This is a genomic window from Rurimicrobium arvi, from assembly GCF_039540495.1.
Classification (GTDB): domain Bacteria; phylum Bacteroidota; class Bacteroidia; order Chitinophagales; family Chitinophagaceae; genus Rurimicrobium; species Rurimicrobium arvi.
The window spans coordinates 596530-620310 of sequence record NZ_BAABEZ010000022.1; the positions used below are offsets into that span (position 1 = coordinate 596530).

Consider the following 23781-nt stretch of genomic DNA (forward strand, 5'->3'; position numbering starts at 1 on the left):
TTATCCGGAACAGTTACAGCGCCAACAGACTGCAGCCGCGCAAAGCGGCGAAGTCTAACCGGCCCAGCACTTTAAAAGTACCGTCGTCATATACCCTGCCGATGTCTTCGGTGGCAATGAATGAGCAGGAGTACAGATTGGCCAGGTCTATGATATTGAGCACACCCGCACCGCTATTGCTGCTCTGCAGAGGATCGTTGATATCGCGGACCAATGCCTTCATCAGTCGGGTCGGATGATAGATCCCCGGTTCCACGGCATACGCCTGGGAAAGCAATTCCGTCATGCCGTATTCAGAATGAATGTTCACATCCGGCCAGCACTCATGCAGAAAAGCATACACCTGCTGGCGGGTCCACTCTTCTTTGCGCCCCTTCATACCACCGGTTTCTATAAGGGTGCACCCTTTCAGCGACATAGGAAACTGTTCGGCAAAATCCAGCAACGCGAAGGTGACACCAAACAACAGCACCTTACGACCTTCTGCAGAGAGCCTGCGCAAGGTGTCTGCGAGTTCGGCAAACTGATGCAGGTAAAAGCCATTTTCCCGCTTACCGCTTTCTTCCATCAGCATTTGCACCATATATACGAGGGAAGAGTTTCCGCGCTCCAGGTACGAAGGCAGTAAAGCGAGTATCGTCCACTCAGAAGGATCTCCGTAGAATTTCCGGAAACCTTCCAGCGCATAGCGGCCATACAGGGAAATATCCGCAACAAAATGACGGCTGGGCGTCATCCCGGTGGTACCGCTGCTTTCAAAAACAAAAGCACTTTCTGCAGTGCCCGCAACCCGGTGCGACTTAAAAAAAGATATAGGTAAAAAAGGAATATCAGCAATATGCTGCACGTCTTCCGGCGAACGGCGCAGCGCCTGGTGAAAGTCGCGGTAAACAGGTAATTCCGAAGCCTGGAAACGGTACATGTCCATGGCCAGCGCATCAAACTCTCCCGCTTTTACTGTCTCTATCCTATTTATCAGTTGCTTATCGTTCGACATTGTATTTTGGGTTATTTTTGATGCGGAAAACTATTGCAAAACAACAAAAAAAAAGATTGCGCCGATGACGAAGCTGTTGCGTACATTTCTGATGCCTGTGGGTATACTGCTTACGGCAGGAACATTGCTGCTGTCTGCCTGTGCTCCCAAAAAGGAACAATGGAGCAATATTCCGGAAATTACTTTTACGGGATTGAGTGCCGACAGCATAAAAGCGCCCAGCACCGACCAGATATTGCTTTCGTTCACGTTTAAAGACGGTGACGGCAACCTTGGTGTTCCGGTCACTTCCGGGAATAAAGATGTGTACCTGATCGACAGTCGCGATGAGCAATACAACCTCAGCTTTTTTTTCCCGCAGGATATCACCCAGTATGTGACTGCGGGTTCTGCTATATCCGGCTCCTGCAACCTGTATATTCCTGCAGCCGGACTGGAACTCCGTCCCGACCATCCGTTAAGGGATACCGTGGTGTATGAATACTATATTATGGATGCTGCGGGCAATCAGAGCAATCATCTGAAAACACCGCCAATCTATTTGCAGGCACCCTGATGGGTGTTTCCCGAAAAACACTTAGAAATAAGCGCGGATTTACTATTTTTGGAACTTCAAATTACTCATTCAAACCTCTGAACAATAAACTATTTTTATGGCTGAAGTGATTCGCATGCCTCTGCTGAGCGATACGATGAAAGAAGGCGTTATAGCGGAATGGCACAAAAAGGTCGGTGACTCAGTAAAGTCCGACGATGTGCTGGCTGACGTAGAAACAGATAAGGCCACCATGGAGGTGATGCCTTTTGTAAGCGGAACACTTCTTTATATAGGTGTCGAAAAAGGAAAAGCGGCTAAGGTGAACGATATTATCGCGATCATCGGTAAGCCCGGTGAAGACTATCAATCCCTGCTGCAATCAGCTCCGGCTGCGGCTCCTGCAGGTAATGAGCCTGCTGCTGCTCCGGCTCCTGCGCCCGCTACTGCACCAGCTGCTCCTCAGGCGGAAGCGCCGAAAGCCGCTGCCCCTGCCGAGATCCCGGCAGGCGTAACAGTAGTGCGTATGCCATTGCTCAGTGATACGATGACCGAAGGAAAGATCGTTACCTGGAACAAAAAAGAAGGTGACGTGGTAAAAAGTGACGATGTACTGGCTGAGGTAGAAACAGACAAAGCAACAATGGAGGTGATGGGCTATGCCGATGGTACCCTGTTGCATATCGGCGTTCCTGCCGGTTCTGCCGCAAAAGTGAACGACATTATTGCAATCGTGGGCAAACCCGGAACAGATATTTCCGGCATTTTGAATGCCCCGGCTCCTGCTGCTGCCAATACAGCTCCGACAAATCCGGCTCCTGCCGCTGCCGCAAGTCCTGCTACAGCACCTGCAACTACTCCGCAAGCTGCCGCCCCATCCGCACAGGATGGCGATGACCGCATCAAAATCTCTCCGCTGGCGCGCAAAATCGCTCAGGATAAGGGAATAGACCTGCGTGCTTTGCATGGTTCCGGAGACGGCGGACGTATCGTAAAACGTGACCTTGATAATTATAGACCGCAACAGGCTGCCGCAACGGCACCTGCTGCTGCTACAGGTACTGCTGCCGCAACGGTAAGCGTTGCCGGCCAGGAATCGTTTACCGACACACCACTTTCGCAAATGCGCAAGGTGATCGCAAAACGCCTGTCTGAAAGCATGTACACCGCTCCCCATTTCTACCTGAAAATTTCAGTGATAATGGACAAAGCGATGGAAGCCCGCAAGCAGATCAACGATCTGGGCGGACAAAAAGTTTCTTTCAACGACTTTATCATCAAAGCCTGTGCGATGGCGCTGCGCAAACATCCGGAAGTGAACAGCTCCTGGATGGGCGACTTCATCCGTGCAAACCACCACATTAGCATCGGCAGCGCCATTGCTGTGGAAGAAGGACTGATCGTACCGGTGATCAAATTCGCAGATCAGTTGTCGCTCACGCAGATCGCATCCAGCGCATCTGTACTGTACGACAAAGCACGCAACAAGAAACTGCAGCCGCAGGAGTTCAGCGGCAATACGTTCACGATCTCCAACCTCGGCATGATGGGCATCGATGAGTTTACGGCGATCATCAATCCGCCGGACAGTTGTATCCTTGCTGTGGGTAATATCGTCCCTACCCCGGTTGTGGAAAACAACAACGTGGTGGTACGCCAGATACTGAAACTCACGCTCAGCTGTGATCACCGTGTGGTGGACGGAGCTGTGGGTGCCCGCTTCCTGCAAACACTGAAAACATATATTGAGAACCCGGTCACTATGCTGGCCTGATAAAATACCGGAAAGAGCCTGCGGGCTCTTTCTTTTTATGTAATACCCCATGAGCCGCCTTACTTTCAGAAACGTCACAGGCTTTATCCTGTTGCTGCTGCTCGGAGGAGTGTTTATCTTCTCTGCCCTGACTAAATTTATCTCCATCGAGCCTTTCGAATGGACGTTTATGGATATGGGCCTGCCGGCAGGCTTTTCCTTCTTCCTTGCACGTTTCTTTATCGGTTTCGAGTTTGCCCTGGCACTGATGCTGATCGCGCATCTGTACCTGAGATCATTTGCCTATAAGCTGACGCAATTGTTCCTTTCGGTGATGACGGTGTATCTGCTGATCATCCTCGCAACAAAAGGAAACAATGTCGATTGCGGATGCTTCGGCGATACGTTGCCGATGTCTCCGGCAGTCAGCATCGGGAAGAATATCCTGCTGATGGCCTGGACCTATCTGCTGCAACGAATATACACTCTGAAAACGTACCGTTTCGGCGGACTGGTGGCCGTAATCGTGCTCGCAGCTTCCTTTGCACTACCCTATGTTTTTGTTCCATACGAACAGAAGCCCACAGCCGTAAATATCGATGCCTTGTACAAAAATGCCGCAGACAAACCGTCCGTTGAGCTGAGAAAAGGCAAGCATATGATCGCATTTATGAGCCTTGGCTGTCCGCATTGCAGAAACGCTGCACGTATTTTCAAATCAATGTTCGACGAGGACAGCACCCTTCCCGTAATGATGATCCTGTACGGAGACAAGCCGGATACTGCGGACTTCTTTAAGGACACGAAAGCAAACAAGGTACCGCACTTCGTGATCGAGGATGGCAAAGCCTTTAAAAAAATGGCCGGATCGTATGTGCCGAATATCTTCTGGATCAACAACGGTATCCGGGAACGCAAGATCACTTACGTACAACTGAACACCTCACTTATCAAAAACTGGGACAAATAACATGCGCTACGAAGACGAAGAAATAGAAGACCTGGAGGATGGCGACGGGGAATTGTCGGAAGATGCGGCGGAGAAGGTGATCCGCGAGCAGTTTATTGTAAATAAAGGCCAGGAGCCCGTTCGTATAGACAAGTTCCTGCAGAACCGAATTGAAGGTGCCACCCGCAATAAAATACAACAGGCAATCGACGACGAGTTTGTACTGGTAAATGGCAAACCGGTAAAATCGAATCATAAGATACGCCCGGGAGAAGAGATCATTTTATTCGAAACCCGCCCCGCGGAACATTTCGAGATCGTTCCCGAAGATATACCGCTGGATATCGTCTACGAAGATGAAGATCTGCTGATCATCAATAAAAAAGTAGGCATGGTGGTGCATCCCGGCTGCGGCAACCCCCGAGGCACACTCGTGAACGGCATCGCTTTCTATCTGAAAAAAGAAGAAAGTGAAGAGCTGCCGCGCGTAGGCCTTGTACACCGTATTGACAAGGACACGAGCGGACTGCTTGTGGTTGCGAAAACGGAAGAGGCGATGAGCAAAATAGCGGCTCAGTTTAAAAAGCATACCGTTTACCGCCGTTACGTGGCACTGGCCTGGGGCAACTTTGAGGAGGAAGAAGGTACGGTGGAAGCACATATCGGAAGGCACCAGCGCTTCCGGAAAATCATGGCGGCCTATCCCGACGGCGATCACGGAAAAGAAGCTATCACACATTATAAAGTACTGGAACGATTCAATTATGTGACGATGCTGGAACTGCGCCTGGAGACAGGCCGTACGCACCAGATCCGGGTCCATATGAAACACATAGGCCACCCTCTTTTCAACGACGCGACCTATGGCGGCGACTACATCGTAAAAGGAACGGTATTCACCAAATACAAGCAGTTTGTGGAGAATTGTTTCCGCCTGATACCGCGCCACGCGCTGCATGCGAAGGAACTGGGATTTGTTCATCCGCGCACCGGCGAGTATATACATTTTAATTCAGAGATACCGGACGACATGCAATCAGTGATCGAAAAATGGCGCAGCTACACGGGCGGAATGACCAGCCAGTTGCGCGATAAACTCGATAACGCCTGATCCGTCAGTACGGAGGTAACACCCCTTTGTAAGCACCGATATTGCGCAGCATTGAGATCCGGTCCGGCCATTCCCCCGCTACAAAGATCTTATACCCCTTCTGTTGCAAAGCGACTATCTCTTCGTTGGAGGGCAGGTAATCGTACGCAATGCAATTGTGGTAAAACATTGCCTCTATCGATGCCTTATAACCCAGCAGTACAACTTTCGGATCTGCACCGGGTTGCCACGATTTAATATCCTTCGCCCATTGTGGCTGCGTATCGTTATGTTGGAACAGCTTTGCCCGTTCCAGGCAATAGCGTACCGGGATCACAAAAAAAGCGACCAGCAACAGCACACGGAGCCAGTTCAGAGATCGCAGCAACGACTTTTGTAACAAGAGGTCCGTGAATGCGGCTGTAAGCAGGAAAAATGCGGGCGCGGCCACAAACAGGTAGCCTACCATTTTAGTGGCAGCTACTGAAAAAATGATCAGCGGAATACCTATCCAGCACAACAATCCGCCTACGGTAACATCTTTACTGCGAACACCGCGGACCATAAAATAGAGCAAAGGCAGGTAGATCAGTTCTCCGTAGTCTATCCGTATCCGGTTGATAAAATAATACCAGGGCTCACCCTGCCCTTCCAAAGCTTCAAAGAAATGCAGATAGTTGTACCGCGACTCCCAGGCCGATTCCAGCGGGAACGTATGCCGGATATACCATTGCCAGGGCAGAAAAACAAGCAATGTAAGCACAAATGCAACAAGCAGACCGGCCGCGAGTTGCTTCTTAGGTAACCCGTAGCGCTTGTCCATTGCGATCATCGCTACAACCGGGTAAACAATAAGTCCGGGTAACCATTTGGAGAGCAATGCAGCCCCAGTCAGTATCCCCATAGCTGCGAAGGCCAGCATAGCTTTTCCGCCTTCTGCAGACAACGCCCGCACACCGCAATACACAGCGGCAAGCACAAAAAAAGAAAGACATACGTCCGGATGGTCTGTAGCGATACGTCCCGAAGACAAATCCAGCAATAATCCATTGACGGCATACAAAAAAGCGGTGATAAGTCCGACACGCTCATTGAACAAACGACGGCCAAGTCCGAAACACAACAGGATACCGAAGCCCGACAACAACAGGGAGGGAATGCGTACGGCAATTTCTGTCAGTCCGAACAAGCGTATGCTGCCGGCGATCAGCCATAAAGAAAGCGGCTGTTTATGCAGCCAGATATGGTTTGCCGGCCAGTTGCGTATACTGTAAGGCAACAGCGGATTGTCGTATAAGGCAGGCCGCAACGGGTGCTCGATCAGGTGTTTCGCCACCAGCGCATGATAACGTTCATCCCAGCAATGCAGGAAACCGTCGCTTGCGGTGATATACCGGAGCACGGCGGAGCATAACAGCATAATTGCCAGAAGGGACATAGTCGTCCCTTTCAGCTTACAGGAAGCGTAATACTTTTTAATAATAGTGTTGATTGGTGGTGATCTATTGAAAAATCAGGCCAATATACCATCAAAAAAGACAAACTCCAGGTAAAAGAACCGGTATCGTTCTTGTTTTTAGATAAAAAAATTATCTTTATGGTCTGAAGCAAACAAACATCTCTTATGAAAATAAACAAACTCATATTGATCGCAGTTGTCGCAGTGGGTGCGGTATCCGTGCTGATGAGCAGTTGTGCGAAAAATTCGCTGCCCCATCCGAAATACCGTGGACAAGCGCCGCGCGGACCCAGCAGATAATCCGTCAGTATAACGGCATTTTGCGGGGATAACAGCTGTACCTTTTCAATCCGGGTCTTTTGTTATCCCCGCTTCTTTTTTAACTTTGTAAGATTGACTGTATCCCTGTTGCAACGTATCCTATCCATACTATCCACTTGCCTGCTCCTGGTAACTGCATTGCAGCTCAGGGCCCAAAAGGGGTATGACACGGTGAAAATATACTTCCCGATCAATATCACCCGCCTCGATACCGCAGCGACAAAGAAACTCGACTCCATTGCACGCTTTGCATCCAACCGCATTATGCTGGTGTACGGATATGCCGATTATCTCGGTTATGAGCCTTCCAATATGGACCTCGCGATCACCCGTGCCGAAAATGTAAAGCAATACCTGATCGACCATAAAGTAGACCGGTCGCGGTTCCTTGTGTGTGAAGGCATCGGACAGGTGAGCAGGAATGTAAACCGTTCTCCCGAAGGCTTTCCGGAAGACCGGAGAGTGGATGTTTTCATCCGCAGGGGCAACGACGCGCCGCCGCCGCAAACTAAAGACACTACAGCGTCTGCTCCAAAGAAGGGAATGAAAGTAATGGAGTTTACCGAGGAAGCACGACTTGTGCCGGTAAAACCCTTTGAAGAAGAAGTAGATGTGGTGCCCGGCGGCAATACCGCCTATAAACGCAAACCGCAAAAACCGCTGACTCCCGAACAGGTGAAAGAAAACGGTATCTTCAATAAGCTCGGCGACCTGCAACCCAACGACGTGATGCGGGTACAGAACATTTACTTCCTGCCAACGCGGCATATCATCACCAAAGAAAGTGTACCCATTGTACTGCAGCTGCTGGCCACGCTGAAGAACTTTCCCAACCTCGCGATCCGTATTGAGGGACATGTATGCTGTGTGCGCGGCGATTCCGATGCGATGGATACAGACACTTATGAACTCAGCTTATCCATAAACCGGGCGCGCCATATCTACGAATTCCTGATCGCAAACGGCATCTCCGCAGACAGGCTCGAGTATATTGGCTTCGCGCGCCGCCGCCCGATCATTCCCTTTGAGAAAACAGAACAGGACGCACAGGTCAACCGACGCGTGGAGATACGTGTGCTTAGAAATTAATGCATGAAGTCAGAAGCAGGGAAATTTACAACCATTGCCGCAGGCAGTGAATCTTTATTTAAAGACAGGGGCAGCAAATTCCTCGCGTATGCTTACCCTGTTACCGAAGTGCTGCAGGTGAAGCAGCACCTCGAAGCGTTACGCAAAGAACACCCCAAAGCAGTCCATTTTTGTTTTGCCTACCGGCTGGGCACCGACGGATTATCATTCCGCAGCAGCGACGATGGCGAGCCCTCCGGTTCCGCAGGCAAACCCATACTGGGTCAGATAGACAGCGCAGGATTAACCGATGTACTGGTAGTGGTAGTACGTTATTTCGGCGGCACCCTGCTGGGCGTCCCCGGTTTAATTCAGGCATATAAAACAGCCACCGCAGAAGCGCTCGCGCTGGCTCCCCGCTTATCCGAATGGATCTGCCGCAAAGCAAGCGTTTCCACCGATTATCAGTCAGTGGGAGAAGTATTGTATCTGCTGCGGCAATATGAAGCAAAAATACTGGCACAGGATATGCAGCTGTTTTGCACGATCACCTGCGCCATTCCGTTACAGCATTTCGATGCATGCAGCGCACAGCTGGAAAAAATCAGAGGTGTGGAAGTGAAAGCCCTTAGCTGATGACACCTGCCGAACGCCATACACAACTGATCAAAGCTGAGGCTGCACGACTGGGCTTCCTGCAATGCGGCATTGCCGAAGCGAAGGAGCTGACGGAGGATGCACGCCGGCTGGAACAGTGGCTCAACAAAGGCCACCAGGGAAAGATGGCGTACATGGAGCGTTACTTCGATATGCGCATCGATCCGCGCAGGCTGGTTCCCGGCGCGAAATCCGTCATCACGCTATTGCTCAACTATTATCCGTCCGAGCAGCAATCCCCGGAAGCGCCGCGTATCGCGAAGTATGCCTGGGGTACGGATTATCATTATGTGATCCGGGAGAAGCTGAATGCTTTGCTTGCTTATATACAACAGGAGATCGGAGCGGTGGAAGGCCGCGGCTTTGTAGACAGCGCGCCGGTGCTGGAACGTGCCTGGGCACGGGAAAGCGGGATCGGCTGGATCGGCAAGAACGCCAATTTGCTGAACAGGCAAAGCGGTTCCTTTTTCTTTCTCGCAACGCTGGTCTGCGACCTGGAGCTCGCTTATGATCATCCGTTCCGCACCGACCATTGCGGCACCTGCACCCGCTGCATGGATCACTGCCCTACCCAGGCGATCATTGCACCCGGAGCTGTGGACAGCAACAAATGCATCTCTTACCTCACGATCGAGCTGAAAGACGAGGTGATTCCCGCTGCACTGCAGGATAAGATGGCCGGCTGGACATTCGGATGCGACGTGTGCCAGGATGTATGTCCCTGGAACCGGTTCTCGAAACCCAACACGGAGCCTTATTTTGAGCCGATACCGGAAGTATTGCATTTATCGCTGCGCGAATGGCAGGCACTCAGCGAACAGGAGTTCAAACGCATTTTCAAAAACTCACCGATCATCCGTCCGAAATGGAAAGGAATGAAAAGGAACCTGGATGCGCAGTAACATACACGTCCCGCTTACGTTATAACAGCAATTCTGCTTCCATCTAATACTTATCTGGTTTACTTTCCGGACGTAACCGGTTCGCCGCAAGACTTATTCAGGTCAAACTTTTACGTCTTTCCGGCAAACGTTCGGGTGTGATAACCCAAAAATTCAGGTGATGAACGCAAACATTTAGCGATTGTACCTAAGCGTTTGGGTTGGGGCGGCGAAGCTTTGGGTTCTTTGCCGTAGCCTGTTACGGGCGCAGGCTAAAAGTTTGCGTCAGCATGCCAAACGTTTGTCACCTGAACCTAAAAGTTTGGGTGTGCCGACCTGAACGTTTGGTGTTTACAGCTAAACTTTTCGGTCCTGAACCTAAACTTTTACGTCACGGACCTAAACTTTTACGCATCCCTACCTAAAAATTTACGTCCGCAAGCCAAACATTTGGTGCCGGAACCTAAACACTTCGGTGTACAGGATAAAACTTTACGTATATGAGGGGGCGAAAGCTATATGATCAAAGGGCGGACTGCTCAAACCGGATGGCGTTTATCAGACTTCATCAAGCAGTTGATACATCTGATCTATCAGCTTTCGCCGGACTTCCCTTTCTTTTTCGACTTTCAATTGCTGAGACAGTGTAATATACCTGTTTGTCAGTGCAGAGAATCGCTCACTCCGGAGCAGCTGATCGAGCCAGCCGGAAAAATCGGACATATTTTCCTGTCCGGAATTGTAATGAAAGTGATCGGTAGCAAACGCTGCTATTTCCAGATTGGAGCGTTCCCATTTATCGATCTGCACAATCGGCCGGTCGAAAAAACGATCGAACAAATAGGTATTACGTGTAAATGTTTCGAACGCTTTCTTTTCTGCCGCTTTGAGCAGACCGGTTTTGAACAGAATAAAAGTCCATTCAAACAGAAAATCAGGATAGCCGCTGTCGTCGGGAAAATTTTTGGCAAACCAATTCAAATATCTGAGTCCGCCGGAAAAATCCCCCATTTGTATAAACAGCTCCGGAGGTGCATACCGGAGTCCACCGCCATCCCGGTAAAAGCCACCCCAGCGTTTTTTATCAGCTGCCAGCGCGGCTTTGATCTTTTGGATTTTCCTGATAATTCTCTCGTGAGGTTGTAAGCCTGCCATTGACTCTGTTGAATTCGTTTGATTTAACGAAACAAGTTACAGCTTATTGTAACGATTGTTCACAAAACTAGTACGGAGCCGGGTTATAAAGGTACATACTACTGCGGGGTGGTTTTATTTTTTCCGCCTATAATGCAGCTGTGCCAATCCCGTTTGAAATGTTTTGACTTCGATACATTCAAGGATGTGTTCAGGTCTTCCATCTTTAAAAAGCTTTGTTCCGCCGCCTAATAAAACGGGTATAACCGAGATTATGAACTCATCTATTAAATCAAGTTTCAGTAGCTCATTGATTACTTCTGCCCCACCGTCACAATAAATATTTTTTCCCTTTTCCTGCCTGAGTCGTTTGACTAGTGCGGCTATGTCTCCTGTATAAAAAATCGTTCTGCCCGCCTTCGGTCTTTCGGTACGGGTAATGACGTAGATATCCCGTTGTCCGTTGTCATAATGAGAAGAACCGATTTCCCTAAGCACATAATCATAGGTTTTTCTGCCAATAATTAACGTGTCGATTGTTTCTGTAAATGCGGCGTAGCCATAGTCCTCGCCTTCTTTTTCGACCAGTTTTAAGAAACTAAGATCGTCGTCAGGTTTTGCAATGTAACCGTCCAGGCTCATCGCAATGAAAATGGATACTTTTCGCATTGATTATATAGGGTCGCTTTTTTGCAGGTTTACTTTATAGAACTTCATTCGCGATCGGCGTAGTGTTCTGCACTAGCCCTTATAAACGCCCGGCTCAGGGAAGTTAGGCAATGTCTCATGACTTCGTCAGAGCGGCACCCGGTCTCCTGACCGGAACACAACGAATGTATTAATTTGGAGTCAAAAAAGAACAATCAGAGCAACGTGCGGCGCTCGCATAAACTACGGCGAGCTGATTATGCCGAATGGCGTGAAGAACAAACTACGGCAAACTGAGTATCGCGGTGATAAACTAATTTTCGTTTTGGTTACCTATTTCTAATAGTTTGTCCTTCGCATGACTGTCATACTGTAATTCAGTTAGCTGTGAAAATAGGTAGTCATCATTTAATAGTTTTAAAAACAGCCTTTTGGAAACTCCTGTATCAAGATTAATTTTAGTCCCGGCTGAGTTAAAATTAATCTTTCCTGTTAGTTCAGGGTGATTGCGAATGAAATTAATTACGTTCATTACCGGAACATTTAAAACTGGGGAATTGCGAATTTTCATAAGCTTTCTCGCTGTTGTCATGCTTTGAGCAATATCGTTAATTTGTTCTATGTCTTCAAGTAACTCATTCGCTTCTATTAACCCAATTGTATTTTGTGCTTGATTTCTAATAACGTCCTCAAAGCCAAAAAAACGCTCAAGAATATTGAGTTTTAATACTATTAGGTTATCGTCAATTAGCATAAAATCAAAACTTCGGTCAATTGCTATTGCATCGTCTTGAAGCTTTACTAACCTTTGGTTACTCGGAATTAATAAAAATCTGTCCCGCTTTAAAAGATTGACGGGGTGGTGTTTTTTATAAAGAGCCATTTTATTTCCTTCAGTACCAATTGTAATAATATACCCTTGTAAATCAGCAAAACTGTCTTGGTTAAATCGAAAGTAAGGTTGAGCTTCATTCAACAAGATATCATCAAGAATATTAAGGCCTTCAGGTCTCTCTTCAATATCGTATTTGTAAACAACGTTTTTTCTGTCGTCAGCATCACTTATGTTTTGATAATGAAGCTCTTCGTTATTAATGAACTTATCTGTTACATACTCAAGAAATCTTTCTTTAAGTTCTTGTTTTGCTTCATCTTCAATGTCGGCAAAACGAATTATAGTTTCACCGTCTTGGTTAAGCACGAAGTATAAAGCCGCCCCAATACCATTTTGAGGGTCTAAAAAATAGGTTAACCTTGTAAGCAGTTGTTCTCTATTCATAATTTTACAAAATATACGTTATCGCTTAATAGAATATGGTGGACTTTGTCGCCTAATTTTAAATTTTGTCTCGAAATAAAAATTAGTCCGTTGCTTTTTTCTGTATCAACCTTATAAAGCTTATAACCAAGCAACGCCAAAGTTGGATTTTTATAAAACAAATTCGTCTTGACAAAAATTGCACCTATAATTATTAGCAGGAGAATTGTAACCAGTAAGTCTTTTCCTTCTAATTTTACCCTTAAAAATGGGATTATGTAGGTAGTTAGAAAAGCGAGGTGTTCATAGTTTTGGTCCTCTATTTTCTTTATTTCTTTTGGCAATTTTGTCGAACCTTTTAATGCATAAGCAAACCTCATGTAGAAAAACAGTCCTAAAAGTGATAAGAAAAAGGCTGTTAAAGAGATTGTATTAGTAGCTAGAAAATATTTAATATTTTCTGATGTCACAGAGAAATGCCAAGATATCAATACAAATTCTTTTATAGCCACTAGGAAAAAGAGCAACCAAAGTGAAACTATATACAATTGGATTTTCTTCATATTTTTAAAGTATCTTGTAGAGTCGGCATATTAGGTCTTACGCTTGCAGGGCTTACTGCTGTTTTGTGCCCAAGTGCTGTCAACCGTTTATTGTTAGCACTGATAACCTTATCAGCTTCACATTCGCATCCAACAGGCATTAAATTCAAGTATAAACTAACCTGTTCGCTAAAAACTACAACACACATCAATTCGCGTGTCGCGAATGAGGCTTGTCACAAACAGTTTTCCACGCTTGAATTTAAGGCGTCACCCGCATGATGCCAAACCGTGTTATGTAACATATTCTTAATCGTTACCATAGTCGAAGTCTGGAAAGTCACTTACAAGATCATCAAAACTGTAACCTCTGCTTTTTAATTCGTCAATTGGGTCATATTCAATTCCGTAATAGTCAACAGGATCAACATCACTTTCTATTGCAAACTGTCCGCCCAAATTAGCTATTGAAAGTTCTCCATTTCCCGATATTTTTATTCCACAACAAAAACACCTTAATTCTACCGGAAGTATGTTGTTGCTTACAGTAATAACATCGAAATTTACTTTAGGCTCGGATTGTGATATAAACTTTCCTATCAGTAAAGCATCATTGTTGCAACTAGGACATTTTACCTTTTTACTATTTCCGTATAATTTTTCACTAAGAACGAATTCACTTACAAGTTTTGGAGAACTTGCTATTTTTAATTCCTGGTCTTTCTTGTCTAAATCGTTAAATACATCTCTGTACTTTTTGATTTTTTCATTGACTTTTGCAGTTAGCTCTTCTTTAAATTCTGATATCATTTCCTCCGCAATTTCTGCCTCTTTTTTACCGATAAAGTCGTCAAGTGTCTTGCCTTGAAATTGAAGAAGTATCTTAATTGCCTTGTAGAATCTAGTTAACCAAGAATTTGTTGGATAGCCTTCAAATATAGGAGTTCCTGTATGGAGTTCTTCATTGCGCATATTAATGAAGGACTGACAAAATTTTTCGTCAATTTGAGTGAAGCCGGGAACGATGATTTGTAATCTTAAAAAAATTGTTTTTGCACCAATTGTTTTGGGAGGTTCTTTACTTGAACCATAACCGAAAGCGTGTAAAATATTGTGCCCCTCTCTCGGATCGGAAATTAGTGCCGGGTGGATTTTAGATAATGTGGCTCTCCCAATTAACTCAAGGCCTAAACTTGCCCAAAACGGGAATAGAGAACTATTACGGTCTGCAAGAAAAGCTCTCTCCATATATACTTGCCCTTTTGCGAACAATGAATCGTAAGACCAATCTGAATTTATCATACTATGTTTATTCGTTGTAAAATTCTTTTATTGTTTTCTTCAATTTTTATTTTTGGTCTAAAATGTAAGTGTGTGTGATTATTAATAACAACGACTTTGTTTTTATACCATTGAATTTCTCTTCTGTCCATTTTGGCTAAAATATCAATCATTTTGTCCTCCTTAGGATTTACAAGTTTCATTACTTCCTTGTCGTACCTTAAAATATTATCTTTTAAAATCGGAGAATAAAAGCCGATATCCTTACTTTTTACAAACCATATTGTTTTTTGAATAAAGTCAATTTCTTCATCTGAAAGTTTTGATTTGTCAAAATGAACTATACCAGTTGGAGTTGGATTTTCAATACTTCCCACGTACCGCAGTAAAATGTATTTGGGAGGAAGTTTCAAATAAGCACAGTCTGTATGAATAGGAAATTCCTCAAGCCCATATCTTTTAGAGAGTGAATCTTTTTCCACAATGTTAGATTCAACTGCTATTAAAGTGTCAATAATGATACCATGTTGTCTTGATTTCATAGGCTTTCCAAAAGATAATGCAAGTTCGACAAAGTCTTTTTCATCTTTTATTTCAGCTTCATAGATGTTAGTTTTCATTGCCTTAAAATTTATAATGTCTATCAATATATCAGGTAACCTTTCGGGTATCGCCGAATGAGGGAATTTCTGAAAATATAAAATGTCTATTCACCTCAGCCTCTCTATTACCAATAACCGTTAGCGTCACAAAAATGCATATTATTTTTAATTTACAAAACAATTTAATAAAATTTTTCTGTTCCTTTTGCTAATGAAGAGGATAGTAAAATCACCATTCACTCAGTATAAGCCACAAAAAAACCGCCTTCTTTCGAAGACGGTTCTTGTTGTATTATTTGAAAAAGCCGGAGCTTATTTCTTTTTACCTTCTTTAGCGTCGGCGTTCTCTTGTTGTTTCAGAGCACGTGTCATTACTACGGAAGCGATCGGAATACGTGGAGAGTTCATGATTTCCATGTTCTCAGCAACGATGTCCTGAACACGCATGTTCTCGTTCAGTTTCAGATCGTTGATGTTTACTTCCAGATACTCTTTCAGGTATTTAGGCAGGGTACGTACACGAACGGATTTCATTTTCAGTTCCAGACGTCCACCCGCTTTTACACCTTCAGGTTGTCCTGTGTATTTCAGCGGCAGGTTAGCAACAACTGTTTTGTCTTCCACCAGCTCCAGGAAGTCGATATGCGCCAGCGCATCAGTGATTACATCGAACTGCAGATCTTTCATGATACAGCGGTACGTTTTTCCGTTTACAGAAATTTCTGCCAATTGGAAATCAGGTGTGTACACCAGGTGACGGAATGAAGCAGCAGGAGCGCTGAAAGAAACAGTCTCTGTTCCACCGTAGATAACGCATGGGATCATTCCCTCAGAACGCAGTGCACGCGTTGCAGATTTTCCGAAATCGGTCCTTACCTGACCTTCGATTTTAATGCTTTTCATAAAGCTTTGTGTGTGTTTAATATCCTCAAACCCGCCCCGGAAGCCTGTCTAACAGATCGGAGTTTGAAAACCGGTTAATTTGTACCCTTTTTTCGGGTCGTGCCCGGAGCATGGCTCCTGTTGCACGGACAGGTTTTGTTGTTGAACAGTTGTTGAACTATCGTTTCCGACTAGCCCTTTCTTTTGCTGTGCAAAAATAAGGAACTGATCGATTTATTTTCAAAAGTATTGCGGATCGCAATGGCAAACAGGTTGGCTGTAGGCAGCACCTCGATCTTGGAACAAGGCTGCTTCAGCGGAATCGTATCACATACCACCAGTTTTTCCAGTACGGAATTTTCAATATTCTCATAAGCCTTTCCGCTCAGTACCGGGTGGGTACAGAAAGCGGTTACGCTCAGTGCGCCGCGCTCTTTCAGCATGGCTGCGGATTTGGTCAGCGTACCTGCGGTATCACAGATATCGTCGATCAATACCACGTTGCGGCCGGTAACATCCCCGATAACGGTCATGGAAGCCACTTCGTTCGCGCGTTTACGCTCTTTGTCGCAGATCACCATTTCCGCCCCGAAATACTGGGCCACCTCGCGTGTACGGTTGGTACTTCCCACGTCCGGAGACGCAAATGTCAGGTTCTCGATATTCAGTTGCTCGATATACGGAATGAAGATCGCGGAGGCATCCAGGTGATCTACCGGGATATCAAAGAATCCCTGGATCTGGGGTGCGTGCAGGTCCATCGTCATCACGCGGTCGGCACCGGCTGTAGTGAGCAGGTTGGCCACGAGCTTAGAGGCAATGGAAACACGGGGTTTGTCTTTACGATCCTGACGTGCAAAACCGAAATAAGGAATTACGGCAGTGATGTATCCGGCAGAAGCGCGCTTTGCAGCATCGATCATCAGCAGGAGCTCCATCAGGTTGTCGGCAGGAGCGAAAGTAGACTGTACCAGGAAAACATAATCCCCGCGGATACTTTCTTTAAACACGGGTTGAAACTCGCCATCGCTGAACTTGGGAATGTCTATGAGTCCCAGGGGCTTGCCATATGTCTTGGCAATCTGTTCTGCCAGATATTGCGATCTTGTACCCGAGAAAATCTTTACAGATGAATCCATTGCTGAAACCTTGAAATTTGGGAGTGCAAAAGTATTAAATGATCCGGCAAAAACCTATTGTTTGCGCAATTAATTTCGGTATCCTCCGGGAAATAATCCGTGTAAACCCTTCAGGGCAATGTTTTATATTTGCCACCCAAACCAGGATATATGGGTAACAATAATCAGGCTTCCGGCTTTCTTTCGTTTTTTCAGAGCAGGAAAGGATTGAGGATCAACATCATTATTAATATTATCGGACTCATTTTTTTCAGTTCGATCCTCGCCTACAGTTACTCCTGGGCCAAATCGGCAGAAAAGATCGGTATGGGCTTTTTCATTTTCCTTTCGTTTTCCAACATCGTTACCAATACGCTTAAACTGAGGCGCAAATCCCGCGAAGAGGAATTGCCGCAGTCGTAACCCAACCTTTGTAGTGTTTTGTGTTCCAATATGTTGTAAACCGGCACCGGCTTGTACATTTGTCCTGTCGTAGCAATTCCGGACGGGTTAGTAAGTTTTATTCATCATCGGTTTCAGGCAGGCGGAGATCAGGTGCAAGTCCTGCACGTCCGGGTAAGCGGCACGCACCACTGCCGGTTTTTTAATGCAAAAGGACCGTCGAAAAACGGTCCTTTTGTTATTGAAGCAAAGGTAGTCCGGCTATAGCTTACCGCTGTTGAGGCGGTAATACGAAAAGTAACATACCATCAGGATCAGCAGTGCGATGACCGGGAACAACACGAATCCGGTAGCTCCGTCTATGGCCCAGAAACTGAGGGATGCGCAGAGAAAATCGATCGCAAAACCTGCAAAAGCCCATTCTTTCACCCGGGACGGAACCTGCGGAATGATGATGGCCAGGCTTCCGAGGAACTTGAACACCGCAAGCATATTACCGAAATAAACCGGGTAGCCCAGATGCCGCATCGCCTCGCGGCTGCCCTCCGAATTCATCGTAAACAGGGGCATCAGGCCCTGTGTCAGGAATAACAATACAGCAGTGATCCAGAAGAGGATTTTATATGTTTTCATAACTACTTATTTTGAAAGTTGATCATCCAGTTGATTCCATAACGGTCGGTGAACGAACCAAAGTATGCGCCCCAGAACATATCCTGCAAAGGCATCGTAATCTTACCGTCCGCCGACAATTCATTAAAGATACGCATTGCTTCGTCTCTTGTCTCCGGCTCAATACTGATGTGCATATTATTTCCCGCAACGAGGTCAAAGCCCATTTCTTTCGGAGCGTCGGTACCCATCAGTATGTGATTGGCCGTGATCGGCAGCTCCACGTGCAGGATCATTTTCTTCAACGACTCGGCAACGGGAGGATGATCCGCAGATGCCGGCAGGTCGCCGAAGCGCTGTATCCCGCGACCGGAAAACGGATGGTGAAATACAGACTGGTAAAACAGGAAAGCCTCTTCAGTGTTACCGGGGAAATTCAGATACGTACATACGCGGGCTGCATTGTCCGGCTTCATTTCGCTGCGCAGGCGAAACTGTGCTTCGAGGTATTGATCCAGGTTACCCAGCGCCATCGTGAATCCTTCTTTAAAGCCGAGTGAGATGATCTGTTCCAGGTCGGACAGGCTTTCGTAGGTAAGCGTGATGTTCACCATAGTGCTGCCGTCCTGTGCCGAAAATTCGGTGTTCCAGTTGGTGCGCGGGAAATCGGTGCGGACTTCACCCGCTTCGTCACAAAACGCATCCAGTCCGGCAAAGGAACGCCCCTGCTCGATACTGTAATAATCGGCACGGCACCAGTGCGCTTCATTCTCCGGCGATATCATCGCATACAGCCAGGTACCGCCTTCCCGGAAATCCATAGACTTTGTTTCGGTACGATAAGGCTTGGGCGCCCACCACTGGTCCAGTAGTTCGGGGCGCGTCCAGGCGTCCCACACCAGCGGCAGCTGCGCGGCAAATTGTCTTTTTACATGAATAGTGTTGTTTTGCTTGTCGACGGAAAAGTCGAAATACAGATTGGGATTCATACTTACGAATTTTGGAGGGTGGATAATAAATTGTCTAACTGGTTAAAGCGGTCTTCCCAGATCTTCCTGAACTGGCTCAACCATTTGTCTATTTCTTTCATTTTTTCTAATTCCAACTGATAATAAATCTCGCGCCCCTGCTGGCGCGGGGCGATCACTTCACATTCCACAAGCACTTTCAGGTGCTTGGATACCGCCTGCCGCGTCGCCTGGAAATGTTCTGCAATAGCATTAGGCGTCATCGACTGTACGGCAATGAGCGCAATGATTGCCCGGCGCGTGGGGTCTGCGATGGCCTGAAAAATATCTCTTCTCATAACAGGTTTAATTGTGCAACTAATCGGTTGCAAATATACGTGCAACCATTTGGTTTCACAAAATATCCGGCAATTATTTTTTGAGCGAGGGGCGTCGGGGCGTATTTCTGTGACAGAAATTTCGCGGAAAAACGTTCGCAGGAGCGGCTTTTACTAAGATTCCGTTTATCTTCGCCCGCATAACACTTCAAAACACAATCAATTCATATGACAAATCGTTTCGGCGGAATGCTGCGTACCCTTGCGCTTGCAGGCGTTGTGCTTTATGGCACTTCATGTAACAATCACCAACCTGCTGCTCCTGCAGCCGGTGCAGCAGGCGCGGGCGGCGGTGCGCGTATCGCTTATGTGAATATCGATACGCTCCAGGCTCATTATGATTTCATGAAAAGCGAATCGGCTGCTCTTGAAAAGCAACAGCAGGATGCGGAAGCAGAATTCCAGCGCGCAGCGCAGCAGTTCCAGAGTGAAGCAGCTGCATTCCAGCAGAAAGCGCAGGCAGGTGGATACAGTGAAGCGGAAGGCCGTTCGGCGCAGCAGCGCCTGGCTCAGATGCAGCAATCGCTCGAAACCCGTCGTACACAAATGACCGAAGAACTGCAGAAAAAACAGATCGCTTTCGGTGAGCGTCTGCAAAAGACCATTGATGCTTATCTGGCCGAGTATAACAAAGACAATAAATACGATTTCATTCTTTCCTACAGCAAAGCAGGTCCTGTCCTTTACGCAAATAAAGCAATGGACATTACGGAAGAAGTAACGAAAGGACTGAACCAGTTCAAACCGGTGGAAACTGCGGCGGATACCAGCAGCAAAAAATAATTTTTAAATCTGTACGCATTTGGAACAGGAACACGGCTCTTTCCAGCGTTCGCTGGGCTTGATGGACGGCACCCTGCTCGTGATCGGTTCGATGATCGGCTCGGGTATTTTTATTGTTTCGGCGGATATTGTCCGGAACGTCGGCAGCGCCGGGTGGCTTATTGCAATCTGGGTGCTCACCGGTTTAATGACGATGACCGCGGCTATCAGTTACGGTGAACTGAGCGGCATGTTCCCTAAAGCAGGCGGACAATACGTTTACCTGAAGGAAGCGTATAACAAGCTTATCGCGTTCCTGTACGGCTGGAGTTTTTTCGCCGTGATACAGACAGGAACGATTGCTGCTGTGGGCGTGGCTTTCAGCAAGTTTGCCGCCTACCTGTTCCCGGTACTGAGCGAAGACAATATTCTCTGTTCCGTTCCTTTCGGAAGCTGGACACTGAACATTTCCGCGGCGCAGCTGATGTCGATTGCGATCATCTGCCTGCTCACCTACTCGAATACAAGAGGCGTTAAAAGCGGCAAGCTCGTTCAGAACACATTTACCACCGCTAAACTCATCTCTCTGTTCGGCCTGATTATTGCCGGCTTTGTGATGTTCCGCCCGGAGATCTGGCATGCCAACTGGACCAACGCCTGGCAACCGGGCCATGAAGTGGAAGGACAGGGATTTGTACCGGTCACCGGCACCGTACTGCTGGGTTGTATAGCCGCGGCAATGGTAGGGTCTGTATTCAGCAGCGATGCATGGAATAACGTAACGTTCATTGCCGGGGAAATCCGTAATCCCCAGCGCAACATCGGGCTGAGCCTCTTGTTGGGAACACTGGTCGTTACGATCATTTACGTAAGCGCGAATTTTGCGTACCTCGCTACGCTTCCGATGGATGAGATCGCGCACGCGTCCAAAGACCGTGTGGCGGTAGCCGCTTCGCAGCAGATCTTCGGTCCGGCCGGAACGGTGATCATTGCCGTTATGATCATGATCTCGACCTTCGGCTGCAACAACGGACTGATACTGGCAGGAGCACGTGTGTACTACACGATGGCTCAGGACGGTCTGTTCTTCCGGCAGGCTGCACAGCTGAACCACAACGGTGTTCCTTCATGGGCATTGTGGGCGCAGTGCGTGGTTGCTGCTATTCTTTGCCTGAGCGGGCGTTATGGCGACCTGCTTGATATGATCTCGCTGGTGGTTGTCTTGTTTTACATACTGACCATAGCAGGCATTTTCATATTGCGCAGGAAACGCCCGGATCTGCCACGACCTTATAAGGCATTGGGATACCCCGTTCTTCCGGCGCTGTATATACTGGCAGGAACAGCCTTCTGCGTACTGCTGCTGTGTTTCAAAAACCAATATGCAGGACCCGGACTGATCATTGTTTTACTGGGATTACCTATTTACTATATCATCAACCGCGGCAAAAAAAAGAAAGCCGTTGACATGCGATGACAACAACAGAACTGAAGCAACTCTTTTCGGATATGGACCGGCTGCACGTGGTAGTGGTCGGTGATGTGATGCTGGACAATTACTGGTGGGGACAGGTCGACAGGATTTCTCCTGAAGCGCCGGTACCGGTGGTGGCCATACAGAAAAAGGAAACACGCATCGGTGGTGCGGCAAATGTGGCGCTCAATTGTAAAGCGCTGGGCGCGAAAGTCACATTGGCATCAGTGCTGGGCGCTGACGAATCGGGTAAGATGCTCATCGACTTATGTGCCGAAGCAGGCATCGACACCCAATTGCTGATGCAAAGCCTGAACCGCATTACTACGAATAAAACCCGTGTCCTCAGCCGCAATCAGCAGATGATGCGCCTGGATGAGGAGCAGGCAGATGAGCTGCTTACCGCAGATGAACATCCGTTTATCGACAAGGTACTGCGCATGCTGCAGCGTGAGAAGCCACAGGTGCTGATCTTCGAAGATTACAACAAGGGAGTACTGAAAGAAAATGTGATCGACAGGATCACGCGCCATTGCAAAGAGCTTGGCATGATCACGCTTGTAGATCCCAAAAAACACAATTTCCTGGCGTATAAAGATGTGACCATCTTCAAGCCCAACCTCAAAGAAGTGCGGGAAGGTCTGGCTATTCCGCTAAAAAATGTGAATCTGCCGCAGCTCATGGAAGCACACGCAGCTTTGCAGGACCAGCTTGGCCACAAAGCCACATTCATTACGTTATCCGAGCTCGGCGTATTCGTTGCAGCGGAGGATCAGGGTTACCTGGAACCGGCGCACATCCGGAACATTGCAGATGTATCAGGAGCCGGCGACACGGTGGTAGCTACTGCGGCACTTGTATATGCGCTTACCCAGGACCTGCGCACCATGGCGGCGATCGCCAATATTGCGGGCGGACTCGTTTGCGAGGAAGTAGGAGTAAAACCGATCGACAAGACCAAGCTCGAAGAAGAGTGCATGCAGCTGGTCGCATCCGCATCATAATTTAATTGTTCCCGCTCTATGGCATCAGATCAGCATTTCGTGGAATTTGTAATAGGTCAGTTACAGGGAGCTGGCAACGTTACCGCAAAGAAAATGTTCGGCGAATACGGCGTTTACGCTGAAGAAAAAATATTCGGATTGATTGCCGACAACCAGCTTTTTCTCAAACCCACAGACGCGGGCAGAGCGTTCATCGGCGAACCGCAGGAAGCGCCACCCTACCCCGGCGCAAAAAACAGTTTCCTGATCGGCGATAAAATTGAGGACGCGGCATGGCTGAGTGAACTGGTACGTATTACCGTGGCCGCACTGCCGGAACCCAAACCCAAAAAGAAAAGCCGATAACACGTCACTTAACAATAGGCTATTCTTTCCCAACCGCGTCTTTGCTATTTTAGCAAACGAAAACGTAATCGCCTGTTGTAATGGAGATCGGCCCGAATAAATATCAGCTCTATGGCAAGGTAATCCTTCTTTCCATTGCGACACCCGTCTTTGCGCTTCTTGCCTGGTACCGGCCATCCGTGGATTTCAGCGGTGCGGAACATTTCGGAAAATTCATACTCGGTTCCGTAGTCACGCTCCTGATACTACTGCTGATCATGATGGCGCTGCAGCTTTTTCTCCTGCCGTTCAGGGTGGTGATTGACGAACAACGGCAAAACATTACTTTATATTTCCTTACGGGCAAAAAGATCAGCCTCTCCGTACCGGGACTATCCTCTTTTTCACGCATTTCGATCGCCACGAGATCAGAATCTTACAACGGCGTACTCATCACGGCAAATGACGGAAAGGCATACGTGCTCGGCAACTTTCACCTGTCCGATATCAGTCCTTTAGACACCCTGTTGCAGGAGCACAATATACCCTGCACCGGGAAACAGCAATTCAGTATCATCCGGTATTTCCTCAAAAAATACGACAACCGGTAAGTTGAGCATGGCCGCATCGCACAATATTCCGTTCATTTTTTGGTAGCAATTCGCTCACGCCGAATTAATCAT

The 23781-nt window shown here is 47.2% G+C and carries 27 protein-coding genes; 14 read left to right on the forward strand and 13 right to left on the reverse strand.

Annotation, left to right across the window (positions count from 1 at the left end; genetic code table 11):
- Positions 1–13: 13 nt before the first annotated feature.
- On the reverse strand, positions 14–997 hold the full coding sequence (locus tag ABD846_RS09270; protein ID WP_344825667.1) for a long-chain-fatty-acid--protein ligase: 984 nt from the start codon (positions 995–997) through the stop codon (positions 14–16).
- Positions 998–1061: 64 nt separating this feature from the next.
- Between ABD846_RS09270 and ABD846_RS09275 the strand changes: the two genes are divergently transcribed.
- The 4 genes from ABD846_RS09275 (at position 1062) to ABD846_RS09290 (ending at position 5345) form a co-directional block, all read left to right on the forward strand.
- Positions 1062–1553 carry a hypothetical protein gene (locus tag ABD846_RS09275; protein WP_344825670.1) on the forward strand — a complete coding sequence of 164 codons (492 nt, stop codon included), beginning with the start codon at positions 1062–1064 and terminating at the stop codon, positions 1551–1553.
- Between the two features lie 97 nt (positions 1554–1650).
- Entirely contained in the window at positions 1651–3306 is a 1656-nt protein-coding gene (locus tag ABD846_RS09280; protein WP_344825672.1) for a pyruvate dehydrogenase complex dihydrolipoamide acetyltransferase, read from the forward strand.
- Positions 3307–3355: 49 nt separating this feature from the next.
- Complete coding sequence (locus tag ABD846_RS09285; RefSeq protein WP_344825675.1) at positions 3356–4255, forward strand: MauE/DoxX family redox-associated membrane protein; 900 nt, start codon at positions 3356–3358, stop codon at positions 4253–4255.
- 1 nt (position 4256) lies between these two features.
- The gene (locus ABD846_RS09290) at positions 4257–5345 is read left to right on the forward strand and encodes an RluA family pseudouridine synthase (protein WP_344825678.1); all 1089 of its coding nucleotides are present in this window, start codon (positions 4257–4259) and stop codon (positions 5343–5345) included.
- A gap of 4 nt (positions 5346–5349) precedes the next feature.
- Here ABD846_RS09290 and ABD846_RS09295 read toward each other — a convergent pair whose 3' ends face one another.
- Positions 5350–6762 (reverse strand): ArnT family glycosyltransferase, encoded by a 1413-nt coding sequence (locus ABD846_RS09295; RefSeq protein WP_344825681.1) that lies wholly within the window; start codon positions 6760–6762, stop codon positions 5350–5352.
- Between the two features lie 186 nt (positions 6763–6948).
- On the opposite strand from ABD846_RS09295, the gene ABD846_RS09300 reads away from it, so the two are divergent.
- The 4 genes from ABD846_RS09300 to queG all read left to right on the forward strand — a co-directional run bounded on the left by ABD846_RS09300 (position 6949) and on the right by queG (position 9731).
- A complete protein-coding gene (locus ABD846_RS09300; protein ID WP_344825684.1) occupies positions 6949–7083 on the forward strand; it encodes a hypothetical protein in 135 nt (44 codons plus the stop codon).
- 93 nt (positions 7084–7176) lie between these two features.
- Complete coding sequence (locus tag ABD846_RS09305) at positions 7177–8193, forward strand: OmpA family protein (protein ID WP_344825687.1); 1017 nt, start codon at positions 7177–7179, stop codon at positions 8191–8193.
- Between the two features lie 3 nt (positions 8194–8196).
- A complete protein-coding gene (locus ABD846_RS09310; RefSeq protein WP_344825690.1) occupies positions 8197–8808 on the forward strand; it encodes an IMPACT family protein in 612 nt (203 codons plus the stop codon).
- A complete protein-coding gene (queG, locus tag ABD846_RS09315) occupies positions 8808–9731 on the forward strand; it encodes a tRNA epoxyqueuosine(34) reductase QueG (RefSeq protein ID WP_344825693.1) in 924 nt (307 codons plus the stop codon). The genes ABD846_RS09310 and queG overlap by 1 nt, the downstream gene beginning before the upstream one ends.
- 537 nt (positions 9732–10268) lie before the next feature.
- Here queG and ABD846_RS09320 read toward each other — a convergent pair.
- The 8 genes from ABD846_RS09320 to ABD846_RS09355 all read right to left on the reverse strand — a co-directional run bounded on the left by ABD846_RS09320 (position 10269) and on the right by ABD846_RS09355 (position 17196).
- Positions 10269–10865, reverse strand: a complete 597-nt coding sequence (locus ABD846_RS09320) for a hypothetical protein (protein WP_344825696.1) — start codon at positions 10863–10865, stop codon at positions 10269–10271.
- A gap of 114 nt (positions 10866–10979) precedes the next feature.
- On the reverse strand, positions 10980–11513 hold the full coding sequence (locus tag ABD846_RS09325; protein WP_344825699.1) for a dihydrofolate reductase family protein: 534 nt from the start codon (positions 11511–11513) through the stop codon (positions 10980–10982).
- Between the two features lie 292 nt (positions 11514–11805).
- The gene (gene kwaB, locus ABD846_RS09330) at positions 11806–12771 is read right to left on the reverse strand and encodes an anti-phage protein KwaB (protein WP_344825702.1); all 966 of its coding nucleotides are present in this window, start codon (positions 12769–12771) and stop codon (positions 11806–11808) included.
- Entirely contained in the window at positions 12768–13313 is a 546-nt protein-coding gene (gene kwaA, locus ABD846_RS09335) for an anti-phage protein KwaA (RefSeq protein ID WP_344825704.1), read from the reverse strand. Before kwaA ends, kwaB begins: the two co-directional genes overlap by 4 nt.
- Positions 13314–13601: 288 nt before the next feature.
- Positions 13602–14594, reverse strand: a complete 993-nt coding sequence (locus ABD846_RS09340; RefSeq protein ID WP_344825707.1) for a hypothetical protein — start codon at positions 14592–14594, stop codon at positions 13602–13604.
- Positions 14591–15193, reverse strand: coding sequence for a hypothetical protein (locus ABD846_RS09345; protein WP_344825710.1), 603 nt, complete (start codon positions 15191–15193; stop codon positions 14591–14593). Before ABD846_RS09345 ends, ABD846_RS09340 begins: the two co-directional genes overlap by 4 nt.
- 294 nt (positions 15194–15487) lie before the next feature.
- Positions 15488–16078 carry a 50S ribosomal protein L25 gene (locus ABD846_RS09350; RefSeq protein WP_344825713.1) on the reverse strand — a complete coding sequence of 197 codons (591 nt, stop codon included), beginning with the start codon at positions 16076–16078 and terminating at the stop codon, positions 15488–15490.
- Between the two features lie 170 nt (positions 16079–16248).
- The gene (locus ABD846_RS09355; protein ID WP_344825716.1) at positions 16249–17196 is read right to left on the reverse strand and encodes a ribose-phosphate pyrophosphokinase; all 948 of its coding nucleotides are present in this window, start codon (positions 17194–17196) and stop codon (positions 16249–16251) included.
- A 150-nt stretch (positions 17197–17346) separates the two neighbouring features.
- On the opposite strand from ABD846_RS09355, the gene ABD846_RS09360 reads away from it, so the two are divergent.
- Positions 17347–17598, forward strand: a complete 252-nt coding sequence (locus ABD846_RS09360; RefSeq protein WP_344825719.1) for a hypothetical protein — start codon at positions 17347–17349, stop codon at positions 17596–17598.
- Between the two features lie 240 nt (positions 17599–17838).
- On the opposite strand, the gene ABD846_RS09365 is transcribed toward ABD846_RS09360, so the two are convergent.
- From ABD846_RS09365 to ABD846_RS09375, 3 genes are read right to left on the reverse strand one after another with little or no spacing between them, the layout of a single operon-like run.
- The gene (locus ABD846_RS09365; RefSeq protein WP_344825722.1) at positions 17839–18210 is read right to left on the reverse strand and encodes a DoxX family protein; all 372 of its coding nucleotides are present in this window, start codon (positions 18208–18210) and stop codon (positions 17839–17841) included.
- Between the two features lie 2 nt (positions 18211–18212).
- Positions 18213–19178: an SRPBCC domain-containing protein gene (locus ABD846_RS09370; RefSeq protein ID WP_344825725.1), complete on the reverse strand. Its 966-nt coding sequence runs from the start codon at positions 19176–19178 to the stop codon at positions 18213–18215.
- 2 nt (positions 19179–19180) lie between these two features.
- Positions 19181–19495, reverse strand: a complete 315-nt coding sequence (locus ABD846_RS09375) for an ArsR/SmtB family transcription factor (RefSeq protein WP_344825728.1) — start codon at positions 19493–19495, stop codon at positions 19181–19183.
- 207 nt (positions 19496–19702) lie between these two features.
- On the opposite strand from ABD846_RS09375, the gene ABD846_RS09380 reads away from it, so the two are divergent.
- The 5 genes from ABD846_RS09380 to ABD846_RS09400 all read left to right on the forward strand — a co-directional run bounded on the left by ABD846_RS09380 (position 19703) and on the right by ABD846_RS09400 (position 23709).
- Positions 19703–20317, forward strand: coding sequence for an OmpH/Skp family outer membrane protein (locus ABD846_RS09380; RefSeq protein ID WP_344825731.1), 615 nt, complete (start codon positions 19703–19705; stop codon positions 20315–20317).
- Positions 20318–20336: 19 nt separating this feature from the next.
- On the forward strand, positions 20337–21773 hold the full coding sequence (locus ABD846_RS09385; protein WP_344825734.1) for an APC family permease: 1437 nt from the start codon (positions 20337–20339) through the stop codon (positions 21771–21773).
- The gene (locus ABD846_RS09390) at positions 21770–22774 is read left to right on the forward strand and encodes a bifunctional heptose 7-phosphate kinase/heptose 1-phosphate adenyltransferase (protein WP_344825737.1); all 1005 of its coding nucleotides are present in this window, start codon (positions 21770–21772) and stop codon (positions 22772–22774) included. Before ABD846_RS09385 ends, ABD846_RS09390 begins: the two co-directional genes overlap by 4 nt.
- 18 nt (positions 22775–22792) lie before the next feature.
- Positions 22793–23119, forward strand: coding sequence for a TfoX/Sxy family protein (locus ABD846_RS09395; protein WP_344825740.1), 327 nt, complete (start codon positions 22793–22795; stop codon positions 23117–23119).
- A gap of 80 nt (positions 23120–23199) precedes the next feature.
- Positions 23200–23709 (forward strand): hypothetical protein, encoded by a 510-nt coding sequence (locus ABD846_RS09400; protein ID WP_344825743.1) that lies wholly within the window; start codon positions 23200–23202, stop codon positions 23707–23709.
- Positions 23710–23781 lie beyond the last annotated feature (72 nt).